Annotated in this window: 21 protein-coding genes and 1 pseudogene; 18 read left to right on the forward strand and 4 right to left on the reverse strand. The window is 61.9% G+C overall.

All coding sequences use genetic code 11. The features are described 5' to 3' along the window. The 5 genes and pseudogenes from KP701_RS03155 to KP701_RS03175 form a co-directional block, all read left to right on the forward strand. Positions 1 to 449: pseudogene (locus KP701_RS03155) on the forward strand (hypothetical protein); the annotation flags it as partial. Positions 450 to 467: 18 nt separating this feature from the next. Further along, positions 468 to 1,604, forward strand: coding sequence for a flagellar motor protein MotA (locus KP701_RS03160; RefSeq protein ID WP_215745688.1), 1,137 nt, complete (start codon positions 468 to 470; stop codon positions 1,602 to 1,604). A gap of 3 nt (positions 1,605 to 1,607) precedes the next feature. Next, on the forward strand, positions 1,608 to 2,609 hold the full coding sequence (locus tag KP701_RS03165) for a peptidoglycan -binding protein (RefSeq protein ID WP_011251826.1): 1,002 nt from the start codon (positions 1,608 to 1,610) through the stop codon (positions 2,607 to 2,609). 84 nt (positions 2,610 to 2,693) lie between these two features. Then, positions 2,694 to 4,496 (forward strand): translation elongation factor 4, encoded by a 1,803-nt coding sequence (lepA, locus tag KP701_RS03170; protein ID WP_215745689.1) that lies wholly within the window; start codon positions 2,694 to 2,696, stop codon positions 4,494 to 4,496. Between the two features lie 10 nt (positions 4,497 to 4,506). Next, the gene (locus tag KP701_RS03175; RefSeq protein ID WP_215745690.1) at positions 4,507 to 5,913 is read left to right on the forward strand and encodes a glycosyltransferase family 2 protein; all 1,407 of its coding nucleotides are present in this window, start codon (positions 4,507 to 4,509) and stop codon (positions 5,911 to 5,913) included. Here KP701_RS03175 and KP701_RS03180 read toward each other — a convergent pair. Beyond that, positions 5,904 to 6,461: a biliverdin-producing heme oxygenase gene (locus tag KP701_RS03180; protein WP_215745691.1), complete on the reverse strand. Its 558-nt coding sequence runs from the start codon at positions 6,459 to 6,461 to the stop codon at positions 5,904 to 5,906. The genes KP701_RS03175 and KP701_RS03180 overlap by 10 nt on opposite strands. 114 nt (positions 6,462 to 6,575) lie before the next feature. Here KP701_RS03180 and KP701_RS03185 point away from each other — a divergent pair, with 114 nt between their 5' ends. From KP701_RS03185 to KP701_RS03195, 3 genes are all read left to right on the forward strand, one after another. Next, positions 6,576 to 8,732, forward strand: coding sequence for an AsmA family protein (locus KP701_RS03185; protein WP_215745692.1), 2,157 nt, complete (start codon positions 6,576 to 6,578; stop codon positions 8,730 to 8,732). 85 nt (positions 8,733 to 8,817) lie between these two features. Continuing rightward, positions 8,818 to 10,149: an NCS2 family permease gene (locus KP701_RS03190; RefSeq protein WP_215745951.1), complete on the forward strand. Its 1,332-nt coding sequence runs from the start codon at positions 8,818 to 8,820 to the stop codon at positions 10,147 to 10,149. A gap of 137 nt (positions 10,150 to 10,286) precedes the next feature. Continuing rightward, the gene (locus KP701_RS03195; RefSeq protein ID WP_252345368.1) at positions 10,287 to 10,985 is read left to right on the forward strand and encodes a hypothetical protein; all 699 of its coding nucleotides are present in this window, start codon (positions 10,287 to 10,289) and stop codon (positions 10,983 to 10,985) included. 126 nt (positions 10,986 to 11,111) lie between these two features. Here the strand turns inward: KP701_RS03195 and KP701_RS03200 are convergent, their stop codons facing one another. Both KP701_RS03200 and KP701_RS03205 read right to left on the reverse strand, forming a co-directional pair. Beyond that, positions 11,112 to 11,591, reverse strand: coding sequence for a hypothetical protein (locus tag KP701_RS03200; protein ID WP_215745693.1), 480 nt, complete (start codon positions 11,589 to 11,591; stop codon positions 11,112 to 11,114). Between the two features lie 10 nt (positions 11,592 to 11,601). Next, the gene (locus tag KP701_RS03205; RefSeq protein WP_215745694.1) at positions 11,602 to 11,946 is read right to left on the reverse strand and encodes a hypothetical protein; all 345 of its coding nucleotides are present in this window, start codon (positions 11,944 to 11,946) and stop codon (positions 11,602 to 11,604) included. A 169-nt stretch (positions 11,947 to 12,115) separates the two neighbouring features. Between KP701_RS03205 and KP701_RS03210 the strand changes: the two genes are divergently transcribed. From KP701_RS03210 to KP701_RS03245, 8 genes are all read left to right on the forward strand, one after another. Next, positions 12,116 to 12,370 carry a sulfurtransferase TusA family protein gene (locus tag KP701_RS03210; protein ID WP_062509462.1) on the forward strand — a complete coding sequence of 85 codons (255 nt, stop codon included), beginning with the start codon at positions 12,116 to 12,118 and terminating at the stop codon, positions 12,368 to 12,370. A gap of 97 nt (positions 12,371 to 12,467) precedes the next feature. Further along, the gene (locus KP701_RS03215; protein ID WP_011251836.1) at positions 12,468 to 12,719 is read left to right on the forward strand and encodes an exodeoxyribonuclease VII small subunit; all 252 of its coding nucleotides are present in this window, start codon (positions 12,468 to 12,470) and stop codon (positions 12,717 to 12,719) included. Then, a complete protein-coding gene (locus KP701_RS03220; RefSeq protein ID WP_041110704.1) occupies positions 12,716 to 13,621 on the forward strand; it encodes a polyprenyl synthetase family protein in 906 nt (301 codons plus the stop codon). Before KP701_RS03215 ends, KP701_RS03220 begins: the two co-directional genes overlap by 4 nt. A 4-nt stretch (positions 13,622 to 13,625) precedes the next feature. Then, entirely contained in the window at positions 13,626 to 15,608 is a 1,983-nt protein-coding gene (dxs, locus tag KP701_RS03225; RefSeq protein ID WP_041110706.1) for a 1-deoxy-D-xylulose-5-phosphate synthase, read from the forward strand. A gap of 7 nt (positions 15,609 to 15,615) precedes the next feature. Next, complete coding sequence (locus tag KP701_RS03230) at positions 15,616 to 16,377, forward strand: TlyA family RNA methyltransferase (RefSeq protein WP_215745695.1); 762 nt, start codon at positions 15,616 to 15,618, stop codon at positions 16,375 to 16,377. Positions 16,378 to 16,457: 80 nt separating this feature from the next. After that, entirely contained in the window at positions 16,458 to 17,681 is a 1,224-nt protein-coding gene (gene rlmN, locus KP701_RS03235; RefSeq protein WP_215745696.1) for a 23S rRNA (adenine(2503)-C(2))-methyltransferase RlmN, read from the forward strand. A 77-nt stretch (positions 17,682 to 17,758) separates the two neighbouring features. After that, positions 17,759 to 18,991 (forward strand): argininosuccinate synthase, encoded by a 1,233-nt coding sequence (locus KP701_RS03240; RefSeq protein WP_011251841.1) that lies wholly within the window; start codon positions 17,759 to 17,761, stop codon positions 18,989 to 18,991. A gap of 26 nt (positions 18,992 to 19,017) precedes the next feature. Continuing rightward, positions 19,018 to 19,518 (forward strand): FKBP-type peptidyl-prolyl cis-trans isomerase, encoded by a 501-nt coding sequence (locus KP701_RS03245; RefSeq protein ID WP_215745697.1) that lies wholly within the window; start codon positions 19,018 to 19,020, stop codon positions 19,516 to 19,518. 23 nt (positions 19,519 to 19,541) lie between these two features. On the opposite strand, the gene KP701_RS03250 is transcribed toward KP701_RS03245, so the two are convergent. After that, positions 19,542 to 20,084: a thymidine kinase gene (locus KP701_RS03250; protein WP_215745698.1), complete on the reverse strand. Its 543-nt coding sequence runs from the start codon at positions 20,082 to 20,084 to the stop codon at positions 19,542 to 19,544. 94 nt (positions 20,085 to 20,178) lie between these two features. Here KP701_RS03250 and KP701_RS03255 point away from each other — a divergent pair, with 94 nt between their 5' ends. Both KP701_RS03255 and trpS read left to right on the forward strand, forming a co-directional pair. Continuing rightward, complete coding sequence (locus tag KP701_RS03255; protein ID WP_225198501.1) at positions 20,179 to 20,664, forward strand: cytochrome c; 486 nt, start codon at positions 20,179 to 20,181, stop codon at positions 20,662 to 20,664. A 48-nt stretch (positions 20,665 to 20,712) separates the two neighbouring features. Then, complete coding sequence (gene trpS, locus KP701_RS03260) at positions 20,713 to 21,702, forward strand: tryptophan--tRNA ligase (RefSeq protein WP_215745699.1); 990 nt, start codon at positions 20,713 to 20,715, stop codon at positions 21,700 to 21,702. Position 21,703: the final 1 nt, after the last annotated feature.

Here is a 21,703-nt window from a genome sequence, read left to right on the forward strand (position 1 = left end):
CTCCTTTCGTCCCCGTCCAGATTCATCCCCCCGTCCCGCCCGCCGAGGTCACGGCCGTCGCCGACGCGGCAAGCCACACGGCGCCTCTGCCGGATGGCGGGATGCGGATCCTGTTCCCGAGCGGAAGCGAAGCGCTGAACGCAGACAGCCTCAAGGCGCTTCAGGACTACGGAACCGAGCTTTCCCATCATCCCGAGCAGCGCATCGCGCTGATGTCTTACGCGGCGCTGCCCGGCGATGACGTGTCCATGCCGCGCCGCATCGCGCTGGCACGTGCGCTGGCCGTCCGCTCGATCTTCATTCACGCAGGTGTCGCCACGACCCGCCTCTACCCCCGCGCGCTGGGGCGTCCGGATGCGGGAGACACTGCACCTGCTGACCGGCTGGATGTTGTCATCGAGACAAATCCTGCCGACACCCCCGCCTCTTCCGCAAACGGCATGCCATAAAATCAGGAAAGACACGCCGTGACACGTCCTACGACCTATCTGCTCCGAATGGCCGTTTTCCTTGTCGCGGTCGGCCTTCTGGCCGCGACAATGGGCACGACCCTGCTCCATGCTTTCAACGCGAACCCCAAGCTCGATGCCATTATCCTCGGTGTGCTCCTGCTGGGCATCCTGTGGAACCTCCATGTCGTCCAGCGCCTGATGCCGGAAGTGCAATGGGTTGAACTCCTGCGTCAGCCCCGCGCCGGGCTGGCCGCACCCAAGGCCCCGCGCCTGCTCGCACCCATGGCCAGCATGCTGGCGGCCCGCAACCGCACGGACCGCCTGACGCTCTCGACACAGACGACACAGGCCATGCTCGACAGCCTGTCCTCGCGTCTGGATGAAAGCCGGGAAATCTCCCGCTACATGACGCAGCTCCTGATCTTTCTGGGGCTGCTGGGCACGTTCTACGGGCTTCTCCTGACAGTCAGTTCCATCGCCTCCGTTATCGGCGGCATGTCCGCAGGCGGCGGGGACATGGACGTCATGTTCAACCAGCTCAAGACAGGACTGGCCGGCCCGCTTGCCGGCATGTCCACGGCGTTCTCGGGCTCGATGTTCGGTCTGGCCGGCGCACTGGTTCTCGGCTTTCTGGATCTCACGGCCGGACAGGCCCAGACCCGTTTCTTCAACGAACTGGAAGAGTGGCTCGCTGGCGTCACGCGTGTCAGTGGCAGCACGTCCATCGACAGCGACGGCGCGCCTGTCCCCGCCTATGTTCAGGCCCTGCTCGAACAGACGGCTGAAAATCTGGAAACGCTCCAGAACGCCGTCTCCCGCAGCGAAGAAAACCGTGTCCGCGAACTGCACATGCTCGACAGCCTGCAGGAACGCCTGCGCGGCATGACGGATCTGCTTGCTGCCAACCAGCAGCTGATGACCCGCACGGCCGAAACCCAGACTGCCCTTCTGCGCCATATGGGCGATGAGGGTCCGGGTTCGCAGGGCACGGCCCTTCTACGGATCGAAACCCATCTCAACCGCCTGATTCAGGAACTGCATGAAGGCCGCGCCCAGACGATCGGCGAGCTTCGCAACGACCTCCGCGTTCTGGCCCGCACGATTGCGGCAGCGTCTGGCAATACGACGCCCCCTCCCGGCAGGCAGGGCTGATCCATGGCCCGGCGCAGACGCGGATCACACAACGCCCTCGATGCCTGGCCCGGCTATGTGGACGCCCTGTCCACCCTGCTGATGGTCGTGACATTCGTCCTGCTGGTGTTCGTCGTGGGGCAACAGTTCCTGTCGGTCTCACTATCCCGGCGCGAACACACGCTCGATGCCCTGCAGAAACAGCTGGCCGAACTGTCGCACATGCTGTCGATGACAGAGGACAAAAATAAAAGCCTGTCCTCCACTGTCGCTACGCTGGCCGACGAAAAGCAGCATAATCAGGCCCAGCTCCAGACCCTTTCGACCCAGATCGCCGCCCTGACAGGGCAGCTCCAGTCGAAAGATCAGGCTCTGGCTTCGGCTGATGACACGAGCAAACAGCAGAACAGCAAGATCTCGGACCTGCAGGCCCAGATCGAGGAACTGACCCGCCAGCTTCAGGCGATCAGCAACGCCCTCGACATCGAAAAGAAAGCCGAACAGGGCAAGGACGCCCAGATTGCAGACCTTGGCAGCAAGCTCAATCTGGCGCTGGCGGACAAGGTCAATCAGCTCAAACGCTATCGTTCGGAATTCTTTGGACGCCTGCGGGACCTGCTGAAAGACCAGAAGGGCGTGAACGTCGTGGGAGACCGCTTCGTCTTCCAGTCGGAAATCCTGTTCCCGCAGGGGAGTGCCGACCTGACGCCGGAAGGTCGCAAGGAAATCACCACCCTTGCCCACACATTCAAGCAGGTCGCCTCAACGATCCCGACCGATCTTCCGTGGATCCTGCGCGTGGATGGTCATGCCGACCGGCAACCGATCCACAGCGCCTTTCCCAGCAACTGGGAGCTGTCGTCCGAACGTGCCATCACCGTGGTCAAGCTGCTCATTGCCGAAGGTGTGGACCCGCACCATCTGGCTGCGACAGGCTTTGCCGACTACCAGCCTCTGGACGCTGCCAGCACACCGGCGGCCTATGCCAGAAACCGCAGGATCGAGTTCCGTCTGACGGACCGCTGATCCTTCTTCCGCCTGCCTTTTCACAAAGGCAGGCTTTTGCGCAGATCTACTGACATTTCTGCGATAATCCCTTATGTAGCAGCCATGACCGATACCCCGCTCTCCCTTATCCGCAATTTCTCGATCATCGCTCATATCGATCACGGCAAATCGACGCTGGCCGATCGCCTGATCCAGGCCTGTGGCGCGCTGACCGCGCGTGAGATGAAAAACCAAGTCCTCGATTCGATGGAACTCGAGCAGGAGCGCGGGATCACTATCAAGGCGCAGACCGTGCGCCTGACCTATCCGGCCAAGGACGGCAAGGTTTACACGCTGAACCTGATGGACACGCCGGGCCATGTCGACTTCGCCTATGAAGTCAGCCGCTCGCTCGCCGCCTGTGAAGGCTCGCTGCTGGTCGTAGACGCCTCGCAGGGCGTGGAAGCCCAGACGCTGGCAAACGTCTATCAGGCTCTCGATGCCAATCACGAGATCGTCCCGGTCCTGAACAAGGTCGATCTGCCGGCAGCCGAGCCCGAGCGCGTTCGTGCCCAGATCGAGGATGTGGTCGGCATCCCGGCTGATGACGCGGTCGAAATCAGCGCCAAGACCGGCCTGAACATCGAAGGCGTGCTCGAAGCCCTCGTCCAGCGCCTCCCCGCCCCGACAGGCGATGCCGAAGCCCCGCTTCAGGCCCTGCTGGTGGACAGCTGGTACGATGCCTATCTGGGTGTCATCATTCTCGTGCGTATCAAGGACGGCCGTCTCAAGCGTGGTGACCGCATCCGCATGATGCAGACCGGCGCGACCTACCATGTCGATCAGGTCGGCGTGTTCCTGCCGAAGATGCAGTCGGTCGAGAGCCTCGGCCCGGGCGAGATGGGCTATATCAACGCCGCCATCAAGACCGTCGCAGACTGCAATGTCGGTGACACCGTCACGCTCGACAAGCGCCCTGCCGAAAAGGCCCTGCCGGGCTTCAAGCCCTCCATTCCCGTGGTGTGGTGCGGCCTCTTCCCGATCGACGCGGACGATTTCGAAAAGCTGCGTGACAGCCTGGGCAAGCTGCGCCTGAACGACGCCTCGTTCCACTTCGAGGCCGAGACCTCGGCGGCGCTGGGCTTTGGTTTCCGCTGCGGCTTCCTCGGCCTGCTGCATCTGGAAATCATTCAGGAGCGCCTGTCCCGCGAGTTCAATCTGGACCTGATCGCGACCGCCCCGTCCGTGGTCTACAAGATGCACATGACGGATGGTACGGTCGAGGAACTGCACAACCCGGCCGATATGCCCGAGCTCAGCAAGATCGAGATGATCGAAGAGCCGTGGATCAAGGCGACCATCATGGTGCAGGACGAGTATCTCGGTCCGGTCCTGACACTGTGCTCCGAGCGCCGTGGCATCCAGGTCGATCTGACCTATGTCGGTAACCGCGCGATGGCGGTCTACCGTCTGCCACTGAACGAAGTGGTGTTCGATTTCTACGACCGCCTGAAATCCATCAGCCGCGGCTATGCCTCGTTCGACTACCAGATGGACGGCTACGAGGAGAGCGATCTCGTCCGCATCTCCATCCTCGTGAACCACGAGCCGGTCGATGCGCTGTCCTTCATCTCCCATCGCACCGTCGCCGAACAGCGCGGCCGCTCGATCTGTGCCAAGCTCAAGGACCTGATCCCCAAGCAGCTGTTCAAGATCGCCATTCAGGCGGCCATCGGCTCCAAGGTCATCGCCCGTGAAACGATCGGCGCGCTGTCCAAGGACGTGACGGCCAAGTGTTACGGCGGTGACATTTCCCGCAAGCGCAAGCTTCTGGACAAGCAGAAGGAAGGCAAGAAGCGCATGCGGCAGTTCGGCAAGGTCGAAATCCCCCAGAGCGCCTTCCTCGCTGCCCTGAAGATGGACTGATCCCTGCCTTATGTCGAAAAGCGCCGCCATCCTGTTCGTTCACAATGACGTCGACACGATCGGATGGTGGCTCGCGCATCATGCGACCATCGGGTTTTCAACCCTGATCGTCTGTGATGATCATTCGACTGACGGAACAGCCGCGGTTCTGTCCAACGCGGCCACGCTCTACGACATCCGCGTCCACTCTTCCGATACGACCCTGACCGGACGGCTGGACCGTCAGACCCGCTTCCACAAAATGGCCCTGGAGCAGGGCAGGAACGAATTCGACTGGATGATGATCCTGGCGGCGGATGAATATCTGCATTTTGAAACCGCCCGATCCGTCGCGGAGTTCACTGCCGCCGCATCCGCCACCATGCTTCCGGTGAACTGGTGCCTGTTTGGTTCGTCAGGCCGCACGGTTCCCTCCCCCCTCTCGCCGATTGAGACCTTCACGCGGCACGGCCTGTTGAGCCTGCCCGATCATCGCGTCGTCCGACATCTTGTCCAGCCCCGCCGCATCGGCAACACTCTGCCCGATCCGTTTTCCGCGCTTGAGAGAAACGCGACCTGGTCTGACAGCCGTATCCTTCATTTTGCCGCCAGCGATCATGAAAGCTTCCTGCGGCGCAACTCAAGCGCCACGCCGGACAAAGCCTGGCAGAACTTCGACCGCAACGACGCCGAATATACAGGCGCGAGCCGCTGGCTGCCGGAAAGCCGCCGGATTGCCTCTTCCATCGTACAGGCGTCGCTGACGGATCTGTACTGGCGCCTCAAAGCTACCGTCACCCATGCAGACCGGGCCGTTCTGCAGGATCTCGGCCTGACACCGGCACAGCTTTCCGCGCCGTCATCCCGCCGCACACCTCCACAGTTCCATTTCTGCATGCTCGGCAAGACGAAGCAGCTGATGAGGGACATGCAGACGGGCTCTCTCGTATCTGTCGGGGCGGGAGAGGTGAACTTCGGCCGTTACAACCCCCTGATCATGGCACTCGAAGTGTCGGACGCGGATGTCTGGAACGCCTGCCTCTTCACGGAAAACCCGCTTCCCGGGCGCTACCTTTCCCTTCCCGGTTCGCCCACACTTCTGCCGATGGTGCCGCTTCATGTCATGATCGCGGAAAATACGGTCCTGTCGCCCGTCAATGGCGAAGAAATCCGGATTGCCATTCCCGACCATGCCCTGACCAAGATCGACGCCACCACGGCACTCTACACGCGGATGACATCGTTCATGGTGCTGACAGCGGAAGGGCATGGTCTTGCCGACCTCCTGCGCGGGATCGACCGGCTGCCAGCGCCAGACGCCAGCACGCTGGGCTGTGCCATCGCGATGCTTGCCCCCGAAGATGCCAAACGGCTCGCGCAGACCTTCCCCGGCCTGATCCCGCAAAGCCTCGTGCCGGTGCGTCCGCCTCAGTCCTGAAGTTCGGCACTCTTCCGGAACCGCCCGAACGTCGCGACCGCGCCTTCCGTCACGGCCTGCCGACGCGCGCCATCACTTTCATCCAGATACTGCCCGAGCTGCTCAAGAAACGCCGGCCATTCTCCCTTCTGGTGAAACGCCGACAGATAGGCCCGGGGCAGTCCTTCTCCCACCCGCCCGGACAGAACACGCCCGCCAAGCCGCGAGCCTTCCAGCACATACAGAACGCCCATCGCCGTGCCGTCACTTTCCGGCAGGCACTCCGCCTGCACGGCAGGGACAGCCAGTCCCATCTGGCACAGATCATCCTTCAGAAGCTCCGCCCGCGGACGCCAGACCGGCACTGAAGACGCATGTCGGCTGAGATACACCTCCGCCCCTACAAGCACGCGCGCATGAGCCGTCAGGAAGGCCCCATAGGATTGCGGATCCGCAAGATCGAACCGGGAAAATGCCTCATCGACTGCCTCATGGGCCTTCCGGCTGACACGCCGCAGTTCCGCCAGACCAGAGTTCTTCTGCTCATCGGCGCCTCCAACTGTCTCCATTCGTGCTGATCTTCCCATGCGCTGTGAAACCGTTCCCGGTTCTGTCCGTAATTAGAGTGACTTGCAACGACCAGTTTCTTTCTGACACGCCCCCGGATTTCGGAGAATACCCCGTTGAGCAGCACCCCGCCCCGACCCGCTTCCCCTTCCGATGGCCACACTACCCGCCCGGGAAAGCGCCATCCGATCCTGAAAATCGTCGGGGGGGTGCTGGGAACACTGGTGGCTGCCATCGTCATCCTGATCCTGGTCTGGCAGTGGGACTGGTTCGTTCCCTATATCGATCGCAAGGGCACAGCAGCCCTGCACCGTCCCGTCAGCATCGCGCATCTGCATGTCGGCCTTGGTTTCAAAACCACCGTCACGGTCGATGACCTGAAAATCGGTCAGCCGGAAGGCTTCGAGAAAGAGAAGGACGATTTCGCCTCCGCCAAGGCCATTACCGTCACCGTCGATGTCTGGCGCTATCTGACGGGTGGGGGGCTCTCCCTGCCGCTGATCCGCGCCGACACCCCCAAAGGCGATATCGTCTCGCTGCTCAACGGCACAAACAACTACAGTTTCGCATCCTCTTCCGATCCGTCATCGCAGACGCCCTCATCGTCCACCACGGCCCTGCCGAAACTCGGCAAGATCGAAATCAATGACGGCGATATCCGTCTGGCTCTGGCGAAACTCAAGACGGACATGCATGTCCTCATCCATACCGAAGAGCCGAAAAACGGTGACGACGGGCATCTCGTTATCGACCTCAAGGGCCGGTACGCGCAGGCCCCGATCACAGGCCATATCGTCGGTGGCGCCCTGCTCGGCCTGACGGATACAACACACCCCTATCCGATCGACGGACGCCTCGCCAACGGCCCAACCTATGTCACGCTGCGCGGCACGGTTGACGATCCGATCCACTTCCAGGGGACCAATCTGGCACTGCACTTCGCCGGCCCGGACATGGCGCTCCTCTACCCGCTGACGGGCGTCCCCATCCCGCAGACCCCGGCCTACAGCGTGACCGGCAATCTGGCCTATTCCGACCGCGCGATCCGTTTCCAGAAATTCGAGGGCCACATGGGCTCTTCGGATATTGGCGGCGACATCAACGTCGATCCGCATCAGAAACCGATCTTCGTGGAAGCCACGCTTCATTCGCACTCAGTCGACCTGGCTGATCTGGGCGGCTTCATCGGCGCGCAGCCCGGCGAGGCAAAGAAAGCCGAACCGGCCAGCGCCCGCGTCCTGCCTGACAAGAAGATCAATGTCCCCAAGCTCAATGCCGCAAACGTCCATCTGACCTATCACGGCGATCACATCCGCAATAAAAACTGGCCGCTGGACAATATTGACGCGGAGCTGAACGTTCGCGACGGCGCCATTGACCTCAAACATCTGACCTTCGCAACCGGAACAGGCACCATCTCCGCGAATGCCACGCTGGAGCCGACGAAAAACGAACAGTTCCACACCCGCTTCCGCCTCGATGTCTCGCGCCTGCCGCTGTCGCGCATCATGACGTCCAGGGACATGTTCCAGGGGGAAGGCACCATCGGCGGTCACGTGACCCTGACCTCAACCGGCAATTCGGTCGCAACGCTCGTCGAAAACGGCGACGGCGGTACCACCCTCGTGCTGGATCGCGGCGGCGATGTTACGGCACTGCTGCCAGATCTTCTGGGCCTCAAACTGGGATCTGCCGTCCTCTCCGCCCTTGGCATCCCGGACCGCTCCAAGCTGGAATGCCTCGTCGCCGATCTGCCGCTGAAGGACGGCATCGTGCACACCAACTCCATGCTCCTGCAGACCGGCACCACCCGGACGATGGGCACGGGAACCGTCAATTTCCACAAGGACACGCTGGACTACGCGGTCACGACACGCTCGATCGGACCACAGATCCTGTCCCTGCCGGGTGCTGTCCATATCTTTGGCTCCATGAAAAGCCCGACGATCCTGCCCGGCGCGGAACTGATCGGTCGCGTCGCGGCCTCCGTGGGCCTCGGGATCGTTTTCCCGCCAGCAGCCCTGATCCCGACGATCCAGCTTGGCGTCGGCAAAGGCTCCGCCTGCGAAAAAGCCATTCTGGAAGCCAACGAGCATCCGGCCGCTGGCATTGCTCCTGGCAAAACCACAGGTACTGGCCCCAGCAGCGTTCCGCACCCTGCACAGGCACGGAGTGTAACCCATGCTGCTGGAAAAGCTGCAAAAACCCCACACCGCCGCCTCTCACCGGCTGAAGTCCGCCAGGCATGGGAGAAAAAATCGAACCCGAAATGAAAAGATATGATCCGGCCCGTGGCAGGAACGGCTTTTTTGACTATAGCTTGGCCCAGCCATTCCCTGCCCCCGGAGCGTCCGCTTGCTGCTATCCAGACTCGACCGCTGGTTCCATATCACGGCCCGCGGTTCAACGATCCCACGTGAGATCATTGCCGGACTGACAGTTTTCGGAGCCATGGCCTATATCGTGGCCGTCAATCCCGCCATTCTCTCGGCGGCTGGTCTGGACCGCCACGACATGGTCATGACGACCATCGCTGGTGCAGTCGCCGGTACGCTCCTGATGGCGCTCTGGGCCAGACTGCCGATCGCTCTTGCCCCCGCCATGAGCAGCAACGTTCTGTTCGCGCAGGTCGTCGTCCAGCAGGCTCATGTCAGCCCGCGCACGGCCTTCACGGTCGTTCTGTTCAGTGGCCTGTGCTTTACGGCTCTTTCCCTGAGCCAGATCCGCCAGCGCATCATCCGCGGCTTTCCGCCTTCGATCGTCCTCGGAATCCAGATCGCCCTCGGCGCCTTCATCGCCCGGATCGGCCTGACCACCGGCGGGATCGCCGTCCCCTCATCCGAAGGTCTGACTTTCGGGGCCCTGAGCAACCCGTCCGTCCTGCTCAGCATGGCTGGCGTTGTCCTGAGCGCCATCCTTGTCGTGCTGCGTGTCCCGGCAGGTCTGCTCATCGCCATCCTCGCCATTACCGTGGCCGGTCTCTTCATCCAGACGCCTTCCGGCCCGATCACGCATCTGCCCGCGCAGCTTCTGGACTGGCCGCACTACCCGACCAACCTCTTCCTGCCCTTCGATTTCCACGAATATTTTTCCCATCTTGGGCTGCTCGTCCCCATCACTCTCTACTTTCTGCTAAGTGATTTCTTCGACGCAACCGCGACCATGATGAGCGTCGCCCACCGCGCCGGTCTGGACGGAACAGTCGAGAAACCCGCTCTCGATCATCGCGCCTTCGGCTCCGACGGTGCCGCGAGCATCATTGGCGCCTCGCTCGGAACCTGCACGGTCTCCGCCTATGTCGAGAGCCTTGCAGGCGTTGAAGCTGGTGGTCGCACGGGACTGAGCGTACTGGTCGTCGCCGTCCTGTTTGCCCTGTCTTCGGTGTTCTGGCCGCTCATCACCGCCATTCCGGCCATTGCCACGGCCCCCGTGCTCATTCTCGTGGGACTGAACATGCTCGGCAGCCTCAGCCGGGTCGCCGAAACGCCCGCAGAAGCCATCCCGCCCCTGACGATGCTGCTCATCGCAGGTGTGACGGGCAATTTCATGCTGAGCCTGTCGTGCGGCCTGCTGATCTATACTGCCCTCGCCATCGCCATGCGCCAGTTCCAGCGCCTGACGCCCATCGTTCTCGGCCTGGATGCCGCCTTCGTTTTTTACATGATCCTTCAGGCCCACATGGGCGCATGACCACTTTCCAGACGCAGTTTTAATCCTTTTTTCATGACTTCCGGGCAGGCTGTCTGTCATGATTTCCTGCTCCGCCCCCCCCCCGCCACGTCTTCATTGCCACACCCTGCTTCGGTGGCACCGTCACACTGAGCTACATGCAGTCCCTCATCGGCTGCATGGCCGCAGCCCCGACCCACAACCTGCAGCTGACGCTCTCCACCATCGGAAGCGATGCCCTCATCACCCGGGCACGGAACACGCTGCTGCATCAGTTCGTGACCATGACCAATGCATCCCATCTTCTCTTCATCGACAGCGACATCGGCTTTTCCATCACCGACATTCTCGCCCTTCTGGATGCAAATCGTCCCCTGATCGGCGGAACTTATCCCCTGAAATCCCATTACTGGGACCACGATACGGACCGTTTCATCGCCGCCGGAGAACCGGCCGCCACGGCCAGCCTGCGCTATGTCGGCGACTGCACCGCACTACACGACGGCAGCGCACCCGGCGAGATCGCGACCGTCTCCTATATTGGCACCGGCTTCATGCTCATGACGCGCCAGATGGTGCTCGACATGATCGCCCATTATCCGGAAACGCGTTACAGCCGCATCGACGCCAGAACCGAAGGCAACAGTCCGAACGCCCCGCCCTCAGACGCCTACGCCCTTTTCGACTGCCTGATCGAGCCCGAAACCCGTACCTATCTTTCCGAAGATTTCGCGTTCTGCCGTCGCTGGATCGCGATGGGCGGAAGCGTCTCGCTGCACCGCGGCCTCTCCCTGACACATACCGGCAGCACGACATTCAAAGGTGACCTGGCCATCCGGACCCTCCCCCTTTCCTGATCCCCAAACCGACCCGATCCGATTTCCGACGCCACTTGCCACTATTCGGTCATATTGAAACGGTTTAAGTACTCATGCGGTGTCGGGAGCGTGATGCATACATTCCCCGACACCGCTCCCCCACATTCAGACCATGACCGCCTGCCGGAAATACGGAATATTACTTAGCGGGTCCGCCGCACCCGCAGCCGTGTTGTAATACTGCTTGTGAAAACGGCTGAGAGCGGCCGGATCACTCGTCGACGGTAAGGGCGCTGAAACCCTGTAATACCGGATACGCGCCATCGCGGACGCATATCTCAGGTTTGAAACCAGCTGGGCGCTCCTTGGCAGATCCTGCGAAAGCATTCCCTGCAGAATCCGCTCAAACCGCTTTCCGACCGGATAACACAGAAAATTGACCCAGCAGTCGTCATGCGTCGCAGGCTCCATCTGCCATAGCCCCAGAGCCGGTCCCCCACCGATCTGCCTGACATAAGTCCCCCGGCTCTCCGCCAGAGCCGTTCCCGTTACCAGATTGACCGCAACATCTCCGTCAAGTCCCAGCGCCGCCAGCGCCGGAGCAACCACCAGATGCTTGAGCTGGCCCGCATCAATTCCGCTCATGCCGCTGCCCTCACTTCGTGCTCAGGGACAGGGCAAAATGCACCATGCCCGTCCCCAGAATGGATGTGGCCAGCGTGATGATCCCGGTAATGACCGCCCGTCCCCCGATCAGGCGATCCAGCTTGCCGTTGACGACGCGATTTCCCTCGTCAACCTTCGTTTCCAGCAGCTTCATCTGATCCCGCAGAGACGAGATTTCCTGCCGCATCTCGGTCCGCAGTTCCTCGTATCGATCCGACAGCCCACCTGCGATCGTCTCCAGCCGCAGAACCCGGTCCTCAAGCATCCGAAGCGTATAAGCGCGTCTCTCATTTCCATCAGCCAGACTGATTGTCAGGCCTTCCCTGTCCGACATGCCGTCCCCCAAATAAAAAAAGCGCTCCCCGAGGGGAACGCTTTTTGTGGCATTAAGCCATTAATATAGAAACAAACACGCCGTTTATCAATGAAAACCTGAAAACCACCATCAGCCAAAGGAAAACCCGCCTTGGCCCTCCTGACGGATAGGCGCATAATAGTGCCCCATGAGCGCTCCCCCGACAGAAACACTCCTTGACCTGCGTGGCCTGGCCTGTCCGATGCCTGTTCTCAAAGCCAATCGTGCGCTTCGGGACATGCCACCGGGTGCGAAGCTGCGCATCCTGGCAACAGACCGCGCTTCCGTGGCGGATTTCCAGTCCTACTGCCGCGAAACCGGCCATGCGCTCATTGCGTTTACGGACACCGCAGGCGTTCTTTCCTTCATGATCCGGCGACGTGCAGAAACGTCACCGTCCTGAAGAAACTCCAGCGTTCCCATGCTCGGGGCTGGCAAAACCTGTCTTCTGCCTGTAATCCCCTCGCTACCTTGTTCCAAAGTGTGCCTTGAGGCTTTTCATGCCCGAACCCATTGATGCCATGTCTTTCGAGGATGCCCTCTCCGAACTGGAGCGGATCGTCCGCGGCCTTGAAGGCGGCCAGATGAAGCTTGAGGACGCTATTTCCGCCTATGAACGCGGTGCTGCCTTGCGCAGGCACTGTGATGCGAAGCTGGGAGAGGCCGAGATGCGTGTCCGCGCCATCGTGCAGAACGATGACGGCACGACAGGCACGGAGCCTCTTGCCGATACCGGAGAGTCCGGCCGATGAATGCCCCTACCACGTCTGTTTCCCTGAAGGACGCGCTCGCCCGCGCCTGTTCCGAGATCGAAAACACGATCGACACCCTGCTGCCCATGGTGCCGGGAGACGAGTCCGTTCTCATTGAAGCCATGCGTTACGCAGCCCTCGGTGGCGGCAAGCGTCTGCGTGGTTTTCTGGCGGTCGAAGTGGCCACTCTGTTCGGCGCAGACCGCAAGGCCGCCCTGCGTGTCGCCGCCTCGGTCGAACTGCTGCACGCCTATTCGCTGGTGCATGACGATCTGCCGTCCATGGACGATGACGATCTGCGACGTGGCCAGCCGTCCACGCACAAGCAGTTTGACGAGGCCATCGCGATTCTGGCCGGTGACGCCCTTCAGACCCGCGCTTTTGAAATCCTTGTCGAGCCCGAAACCAGCCCCAACGCGACCGTCCGGGCCAATCTGGCCCTTGCGCTTGCGCAGGCTTCCGGATCGGCCGGCATGGTTGGCGGTCAGGTTATTGATATCCGCGGCGAAGGCCGCGCCCTCCCTCTGGATCAGGTCCGCCGTCTGCACGCCCTGAAGACCGGCGCTCTCATCCGCTATGCCGCCGAGTCCGGCGCCATTCTGGCCGATGTGGACGACGCCCGCCGCGCCGCCATCGTCGCCTATGGCCGCGATCTCGGTACGGCGTTCCAGGTTGCGGACGACGTTCTGGACTCCACAGCCACCGCCGAGGAACTCGGCAAAACCGCAGGCAAGGACGAAGCCAGCGGAAAATCAACCTATGTCTCCCTGCTCGGCATTGATGGTGCCCGCGCCGAAGCCCGTCGCCTGAGCGACCGGGCCCGGGAGGCCCTTTCATCTTTCGGTGCACAGGCCGACGCCCTCAGGGCTCTGGCAGATTATGTCGTCGAGCGCAGGAACTGATCCCATGAGCAAGAAGTCCTCCACGATTCCCACCTATGGCCGCTATCCGGAGCTGGATCGCGTCCGCTTCCCTGCTGACATGCGGAACCTGTCCGTCGACCAGCTCAAGCAGCTCGCCGATGAACTGCGCTCTGAAACCGTCGATGCCGTCTCCACCACGGGTGGCCATCTCGGCGCCTCCCTTGGCGTTGTCGAACTGACCGTTGCCCTGCACGCCGTCTTCAACACGCCGGACGACCGCATCATCTGGGACGTCGGACATCAGGCCTATCCGCACAAGATCCTGACGGGCCGCCGTGACCGCATCCGTACCCTGCGCCAGCCCGAGGGCCTGTCCGGCTTCACCCGCCGCGCGGAAAGCGAGTACGACCCGTTCGGCGCCGCCCATTCCTCCACATCGATCTCGGCTGGCCTCGGCATGGCCGTGGCGCACCATCTGCGCGCGGAAGAAGACCCGAGCTATCACGAGCGCAACGTCATCGCCGTGATCGGCGACGGCTCGATCTCCGCTGGCATGGCTTACGAAGCCATGAATAACGCGGCTGTCGCAGGCCCCGGTGCGAACCGCCTGATCGTGGTGCTGAACGACAACGAAATGTCGATCGCTCCCCCGGTCGGCTCGATGTCGGACTACCTGTCCCGCCTGATGTCCTCGCGCCAGTTCTTCAGCCTGCGCGATCTGGCTGGCAAGGTCGCCAAGCGTCTTCCGGGCAAGATCGAGCGCACGGCCAAGCGCGCCGAGGAATATGCCCGCGGCATGATCACGGGCGGCACGCTGTTCGAAGAACTCGGCTTCTATTATGTCGGCCCGGTCAACGGCCACGACATGAGCCAGCTCGTGCCGATCCTGCGCAACCTGCGCGATGCTGACGATCAGGGGCCGATCCTGCTGCACATCATCACCGAGAAGGGCCGCGGCTACAAACCCGCAGAAGCCGCCGGTGACAAGTACCACGCCGTCAGCAAGTTCAACGTCGTCACGGGCGAGCAGAAGAAGGCCCCGGCCGGTCCGCCGAGCTACACGTCCATCTTCAGCCGCGAACTGATGCGCCGCGCCAAGACCGACGACAAGCTGATCACCATCACGGCCGCCATGCCGTCCGGAACGGGTCTGAACGCTTTCGCCAAGGCCTATCCGGACCGCTTCTTCGACGTCGGCATTGCCGAGCAGCACGCCGTTACTTTCGCTGCCGGTATTGCGTCGGAAGGTCTGCGCCCGTTCTGCGCGATCTATTCGACCTTCCTGCAGCGCGCCTACGACCAGGTCGTCCATGACGTCGCCCTGCAGAATCTGCCGGTCCGCTTCGCCATTGACCGCGCCGGTCTGGTCGGTGCCGATGGAGCCACGCATGCCGGTGCCTTCGACCTGAACTATCTGTGCTGCCTGCCGAACATGGTGGTCATGGCGCCGTCCGACGAAGTCGAACTCCTACACGCCACGGCCACGGCCTGCGAATACGATGCCGGCCCGATCGCCTTCCGCTACCCGCGCGGCAGCGGCATTGGTCTGGACCTCCCGGAAAAGGGCGAAGTTCTGGAAATCGGCAAGGGCCGCATCGTGCGAGAAGCCCGCCGCGCACCAAACGCCCGCGGTGGCGTCGCCATCCTGTCGCTCGGCCCCCGCATGCACGAATCCCTGCGCGCAGCCGATCAGCTCGCCGCACAGGGCGTTCCTGTCACGGTCGCCGATGCCCGCTTCGCCAAGCCGATCGACAAGGCACTGGTTGAAGACCTCGCGCGCCAGCACGAAGTCTTCATCACGATTGAAGAGGGCGCCATTGGCGGCTTCAGCAGCCTCGTCGTTCAGCACCTCGCCGAAACCGGCCTGCTGGACAAGGTCAAGTTCCGCCCGATGGCCCTGCCGGATCGCTACATCGATCACAACACGCAGGACGCCCAGTACGAAGATGCAGGCCTGACCGCACCGCATATCGTACGCACCGCGGCAGACGCCCTTGGCGTCGAAGTCGCCCAGCAGTCCGCCTGAACGACTGATGGCCAAACGCCGCGCCGACCAGCTCCTCGTTGACCGGGGGCTGGTCGAAAGCCGGACACGGGCGCAGGCCCTGATCATGGCGGGCCTCGTCTATACGAGTGACCGCCGGATCTCGAAGGCCGGCGACCAGCTCCCCGAAGATGCTCCCCTCGCCCTCAAGGGGCAGGACCATCCTTGGGTGTCACGTGGCGGCCTCAAGCTGATCCACGCCATCGAACATTTCGGGCTGGACCCGAAAGGCCGCATCGCCATCGATGTCGGCGCCTCGACCGGCGGTTTCACGGACGTCCTGCTGACCCATGGTGCCGAAAAGGTCTATGCCGTGGACGTCGGACACGGTCAGCTTGCCTGGAAAATCCGCTCGGATGAACGCGTCGTCGTTCTGGAAAAAACAAACGCCCGCGCCCTGACGGCCGAGCAGATCCCCGAACCCGCCGGGATCGTGGTCTGCGATGCCAGCTTCATTGGCCTGCGCACCGTCCTACCCGCAGCCCTTGAACTCACGACGCCAGATGCCTGGGCCGTAGCACTCATCAAGCCCCAGTTCGAAGCCGGGCGCGGCGAAGTCGGTGCGAAAGGCGTCGTCCGGGACCCGGCCGTCCACGACCGTGTCTGCGAAGAAATCCGGGAATGGTTCGCTTCCCTCCCCGGCTGGGAAGTCCTCGGGATCGAGGCCAGTCCCATTACCGGTCCTGAAGGCAATCGCGAATTCCTGATCGCGGCCAGAAAAACCGGCACGGCACAGGCCGCCGCGGAATAGTTTTCTAAAATAGTTTTACGGGGAAGACCGCGCTTTTCCTTTGGAACTGCGGGTCTCCCCCGTGCTATGGCTCCGCCGCCATGACAGCCGTAATCCATCCCGATATCCGCCCCCGAATCAATTCCGTCGCCTCTGACGATCTGAACGCTGCCGAACGCGAGCGCATCCATGCGAAATCCGCCCTGTTCGCACCGCCCGAGGCACGCCTTGCGGACGGGCGGCGCGATCTGGTGGGCCTGTCACGCGAAGAGCTGGCCGCGCTCATGACTGAAATCGGCGAGAAGCCCTTCCGCGCCAAGCAGCTCTGGCACTGGATCTACCATCAGGGCGCGACCGATTTTTCGGCAATGACGACCATCGCCAAGCCCATGCAGGCCAAACTCGCCGAGCATTTCGTCGTCAGCCGCCCCACGACCGCAACCGAACAGACCTCCGTGGACGAGACGCGTAAGTTCCTCTTCCGCTTCCGCGACGGTCAGGAAGCCGAAACCGTCTACATCCCGGATCGTCGGGAAGACCGCGGGGCCGTCTGCATTTCCTCGCAGGTCGGCTGCACCCTGTCCTGCACCTTCTGCCATACCGGCACGCAGAAGCTTGTCCGCAATCTCGGCCCGGCCGAGATCGTCGGCCAGTTCATGGCCGCGCGCGACAGCTACGGCGAATGGCCCAGCCCGAGCGCAGACATGCCGCGCTACCTCTCCACCATCGTCCTGATGGGCATGGGCGAGCCGCTCTACAATTACGAGAACGTCGCCAAGGCCATGCGGATCATCATGGATGGCGAAGGCATCGCGCTCTCCCGCCGCCGCATCACGCTCTCGACGTCCGGCGTGGTCCCGATGATGGACCGCTGCGGCGATGAGCTCGGCATCAATCTTGCCATTTCGCTGCACGCCGTGACCAACGAACTGCGCGACCAGATCGTCCCGCTCAACCGCAAATATCCGATCGAAGAGCTGATCGCGGCCTGCCGCCGATATCCGGCTGCGTCCAACTCCCGCCGCATCACTTTCGAATACATCATGCTCCGTGGCGTGAACGACAGCGAAGCCGATGCCCGCGAGCTCGTACGTCTGATCCGTGATCTGCCAGCCAAAGTGAACCTGATCCCGTTCAATCCTTGGCCCGGATCGGATTTCCAGCCCTCGACCCGCCAGCAGCTCACGAAATTCGCAAACATCGTGATGGATGCCGGTTTCGCATCTCCCATCCGCACCCCGCGCGGTCAGGATATCCTTGCGGCCTGCGGTCAGCTGAAGACCGAAAGCGAGCGCCAGCGCCGCTCCGCTACCCCCGACGCCTGACATTCGCCCGGTTTCCCTCTTCCCCCCGAGATGCTAGAAACGCTTCTCAAACGAAACACACCAAGGACCACGCAGTTATGAGCGCCCACCAGGACGTCAAGAAAGTTGTGCTCGCCTATTCTGGCGGCCTGGACACTTCGGTTATCCTCCGCTGGCTCCAGAAGACCTATAACTGCGAGGTCGTCACCTTCACTGCCGATCTCGGCCAGGGCGAAGAACTGGAACCGGCTCGCAAGAAGGCCGAGATGTTCGGCGTCAAGGAAATCTTCGTCGAGGATCTCCGCGAAACCTTCGTCAAGGATTTCGTGTTCCCGATGTTCCGGGCCAACACGCTTTACGAAGGCCAGTACCTGCTGGGCACGTCCATCGCCCGTCCGCTGATCGCACAGCGCCAGATCGAGATCGCCGAAGCCGTCGGTGCCGATGCCGTGGCTCATGGCGCAACCGGCAAGGGCAATGATCAGGTCCGCTTCGAACTCGGCTATTATTCGCTCAAGCCGGACGTGAAGGTCATTGCACCGTGGCGCGAGTGGGACCTGACGTCCCGCACGAAGCTGCTCGCCTTCGCCGAAGAGAACCAGATCCCGGTCACAAAGGACAAGCGCGGCGAAGCGCCGTTCTCCGTGGACGCAAACCTCCTGCACTCCTCTTCCGAAGGAAAGCTGCTCGAAGACCCGTCGATTGGCGCCGAGGAAATTGTCTTCCAGCGTACGATCTCGCCGGAAGCCGCTCCTGACGTCGCAACCGAAATCACCATCGATTTCGTCAGCGGTGACCCGGTCGCCATCAACGGCGTCGAGATGACCCCGGCAACCCTGCTGACCCGTCTCAACGAACTGGGCCGTGACAACGGCATCGGCCGTCTCGACATCGTGGAGAACCGTTTCGTGGGCATGAAGTCCCGCGGCATCTACGAAACGCCGGGCGGCACGATCCTGCTGGCGGCCCACCGTTCCATCGAAAGCATCACGCTCGACCGCGAAGCTGCCCATCTCAAGGACAGCATCATGCCGCGCTATGCCGAGATCATCTATAACGGCTTCTGGTTCTCTCCGGAGCGCCGGATGCTTCAGGCCCTCATCGACACCAGCCAGCATTCCGTGACCGGCCGTGTCCGCATGCGCCTGTACAAGGGCAATGTAACCTGCGTGGGTCGTGAAAGCCCGCACAGCCTGTATGATACCCGCGTCGTGACTTTCGAGGACGACGAAGGCGCCTATAATCAGCAGGATGCTCAGGGCTTCATCAAGCTCAACGCCCTGCGCCTGCGGCTTGGCGGCCAGATCGGCCGTCGCGGCGGCACGCTCTGATTTCTCAACAGACTCCCCGGGGGACCATGACCAGTCTGATCCGTCTTACATCCGCTTTCGCCCTGTGTGGCGCCCTCGCCCTGACAGGGTGCGCCGGTGGCCACAAGCAGGTGGATGATTCCGACCTGACACCCGAGCAGTTCATGGCGAAAATCCATGCAACGCCAGGCGTCAAGACCCTCCCGGACGGCCTGTCCTACAAGGTTCTCCAGTCGGGCCCAAAAGATGGTGAAAGCCCGCATCATGGCTCCACCATCATGGTCATCTACGAAGGCCGTCTGCCTGATGGCGGCATCTTCGACAGCTCTGACCAGCATGGCAGCGGCGCCTATATGGAAATGCCGCTCGACGGCCTCGTACAGGGCTGGCTCGAAGCCCTGCCCATGATGCATGTCGGTGACGAATGGATGCTCTACCTTCCGCCGAATCTCGGCTACGGCAAGCGCTCCATGGGCATCATCCCGCCCAACAGCCCGCTGATCTTCAAAATCCGTCTTCTAGGCGTCAATAACGGCGGCCAGCAGTAACAGCCCCCTTTCCGGATCAGACCTCAGGGTCTATCCGGAAGGGTCCAGTGCGCATCACAGCGTGCCTCATAAAGTTCCTGATCGCCCGTCTCCAGCAGATGTCCAGTCTCGTGGGTCTTCGCGGTCCACGCCGCTGGCGCTCCACAGACATGGCATCGCGCCGTCAGGGCAATGACTTCATCCGCCTCATCCATCAGCCGCGTCATGACGTCGAAGGGCACACGCCGGTAATCGGTATCCAGCCCCCCGACCGTCACATCCGCACCCCGCGCACGTGCAGTCCGGATATCCTCAACGATATCGCCATGGTAATGCGGCGCCACCCAGAACTGCCCCTCATCCAGAACGATATGACTGTAGCGGTCCGCATCCTCGGGCCAGGCATTCGCGGAAACCGCCGCAAGATGCGACCCGTCCCGACTCACCAGTTCCGAACCATCGCGCGTATCAAACCCGGGCTTGAGCGCCAGAACATCCGCCTGCCGCTTTGCCGCGGCAATCAGATGCGCGGATTTGCCCGCAAACATGGGCCCCACATACAGTACAAGACGTCCCCTGACGGTCATGATTGCTCCTTCCGATAGCGCCATGAGCCCTATTCCTACCGTTTTGCCAAGCCCGGCCTTGCTGAAACGCCTTTGAAAATGCCACAACGTCAGTGTGATCAGAATTGACCCTGCTGTCCGGCTTCCCCTGTTTCTCGCCATTTCCATGGTGATTGTCTTCGTGATCGGCCATGCCTGGGAAAATCGCATTCAGGCTCCGCGCGAATACTCCAATGAATGCAGTATCTGCCATCACGGCGGCCACGGTCAGGTCTCTGAAATCGCCCCAATTTTCGGACGCGTCGGCCCGATTGCCCAAACACCGGCCGGTCATCACTATCTCGTTGACGTCCTTGTTTACGGACTGGACGGCTCCATCACAGCTGGCGGCGGCCACTACAACGGCGCCATGCCGTCATTCCAGCGTCTGCCCGACGACGAGATCGCACGCATCCTGACCTTCGTCGCGAGTCAGGAAATGTCCGGCAGTGCCCCCACTTTCACCGCGGCAGACATTGCCGCGGCTCGCAAGCATCCGATGTCCGCAACGGAAGTTCTGCAGGAACGGCAGAAGCTGGACCTCCAGACACCCGTTCGATGAAACGTGTCATCCCTTCCCTGATTTTTGCAGAAACTGAAGACTGAATTCATGCAGCGCGTATTTTCCGGCATCCAGCCAACCGGCATTCCCCATCTGGGCAACTATCTCGGAGCAATCCGCAACTGGGCCACGCTGCAGGCAGATCATGACTGCGTCTTCTGCCTGGTGGACCTGCATTCCATCACCATGCCCTGGGATCCGCAGACCCTGCGTGCACAGACCCTCGGCTCGACGGCATGCCTTCTTGCAGCCGGAATCGAACCCACGCGCCTGTACAACCAGTCCGCCGTCAGTGCCCATGCCCGTCTCGGCTGGATCTTCAACTGCGTCTCCCGCCTCGGCTGGCTCAACCGCATGACCCAGTTCAAGGACAAGGCCGGCAAGAACCGCGAAAACCACTCGGCTGGTCTGTATGTCTATCCGAACCTCATGGCCGCCGATATTCTGGCTTTCCACGCCACCCGCGTTCCCGTGGGCGAAGACCAGCGTCAACATATCGAGCTTACCAACGATATCGCCCAGAAATTCAATCACGACATGGGTGTGGAGTTCTTCCCGCAGGTGGAAGCCTTTATCCCGCCTGCCGCCGCCCGCGTCATGAGCCTGCGCGACGGCAGCAAGAAGATGTCCAAGTCCGATCCGTCAGAACAGAGTCGCATCGTCCTGACCGACACCGCAGACGACATTGCGTTGAAGATCCGCCGCGCCAAGACCGACTCTGAACCGCTTCCCAGTGAAATGGACGGCCTGAACGACCGACCGGAAGCCCGTAATCTCGTTTCGATCTATGCCGCAATGTCGGATGAAACGCCCGCCACCGTCCTCAGCCGCTTCAGCGGTCAGGGCTTTGGCCCGTTCAAGAATGCCCTCGCCGATCTTCTGGTAGAGCGTCTGGCTCCAGTTGCCAGCGAAACACAGCGCCTGCTTCAGGATGAGACGCATCTTCTGTCGGTTCTGCGTGCCGGTGCGGAACGCGCCAACAGCATTTCAGAACCGATCGTTCAGGAAGCCGAACGCCTGGTCGGCTTCCTGCGCTAGG

Origin of the sequence: Gluconobacter sp. P1C6_b, from assembly GCF_018811945.1 — a bacterium.
GTDB lineage: Bacteria > Pseudomonadota > Alphaproteobacteria > Acetobacterales > Acetobacteraceae > Gluconobacter.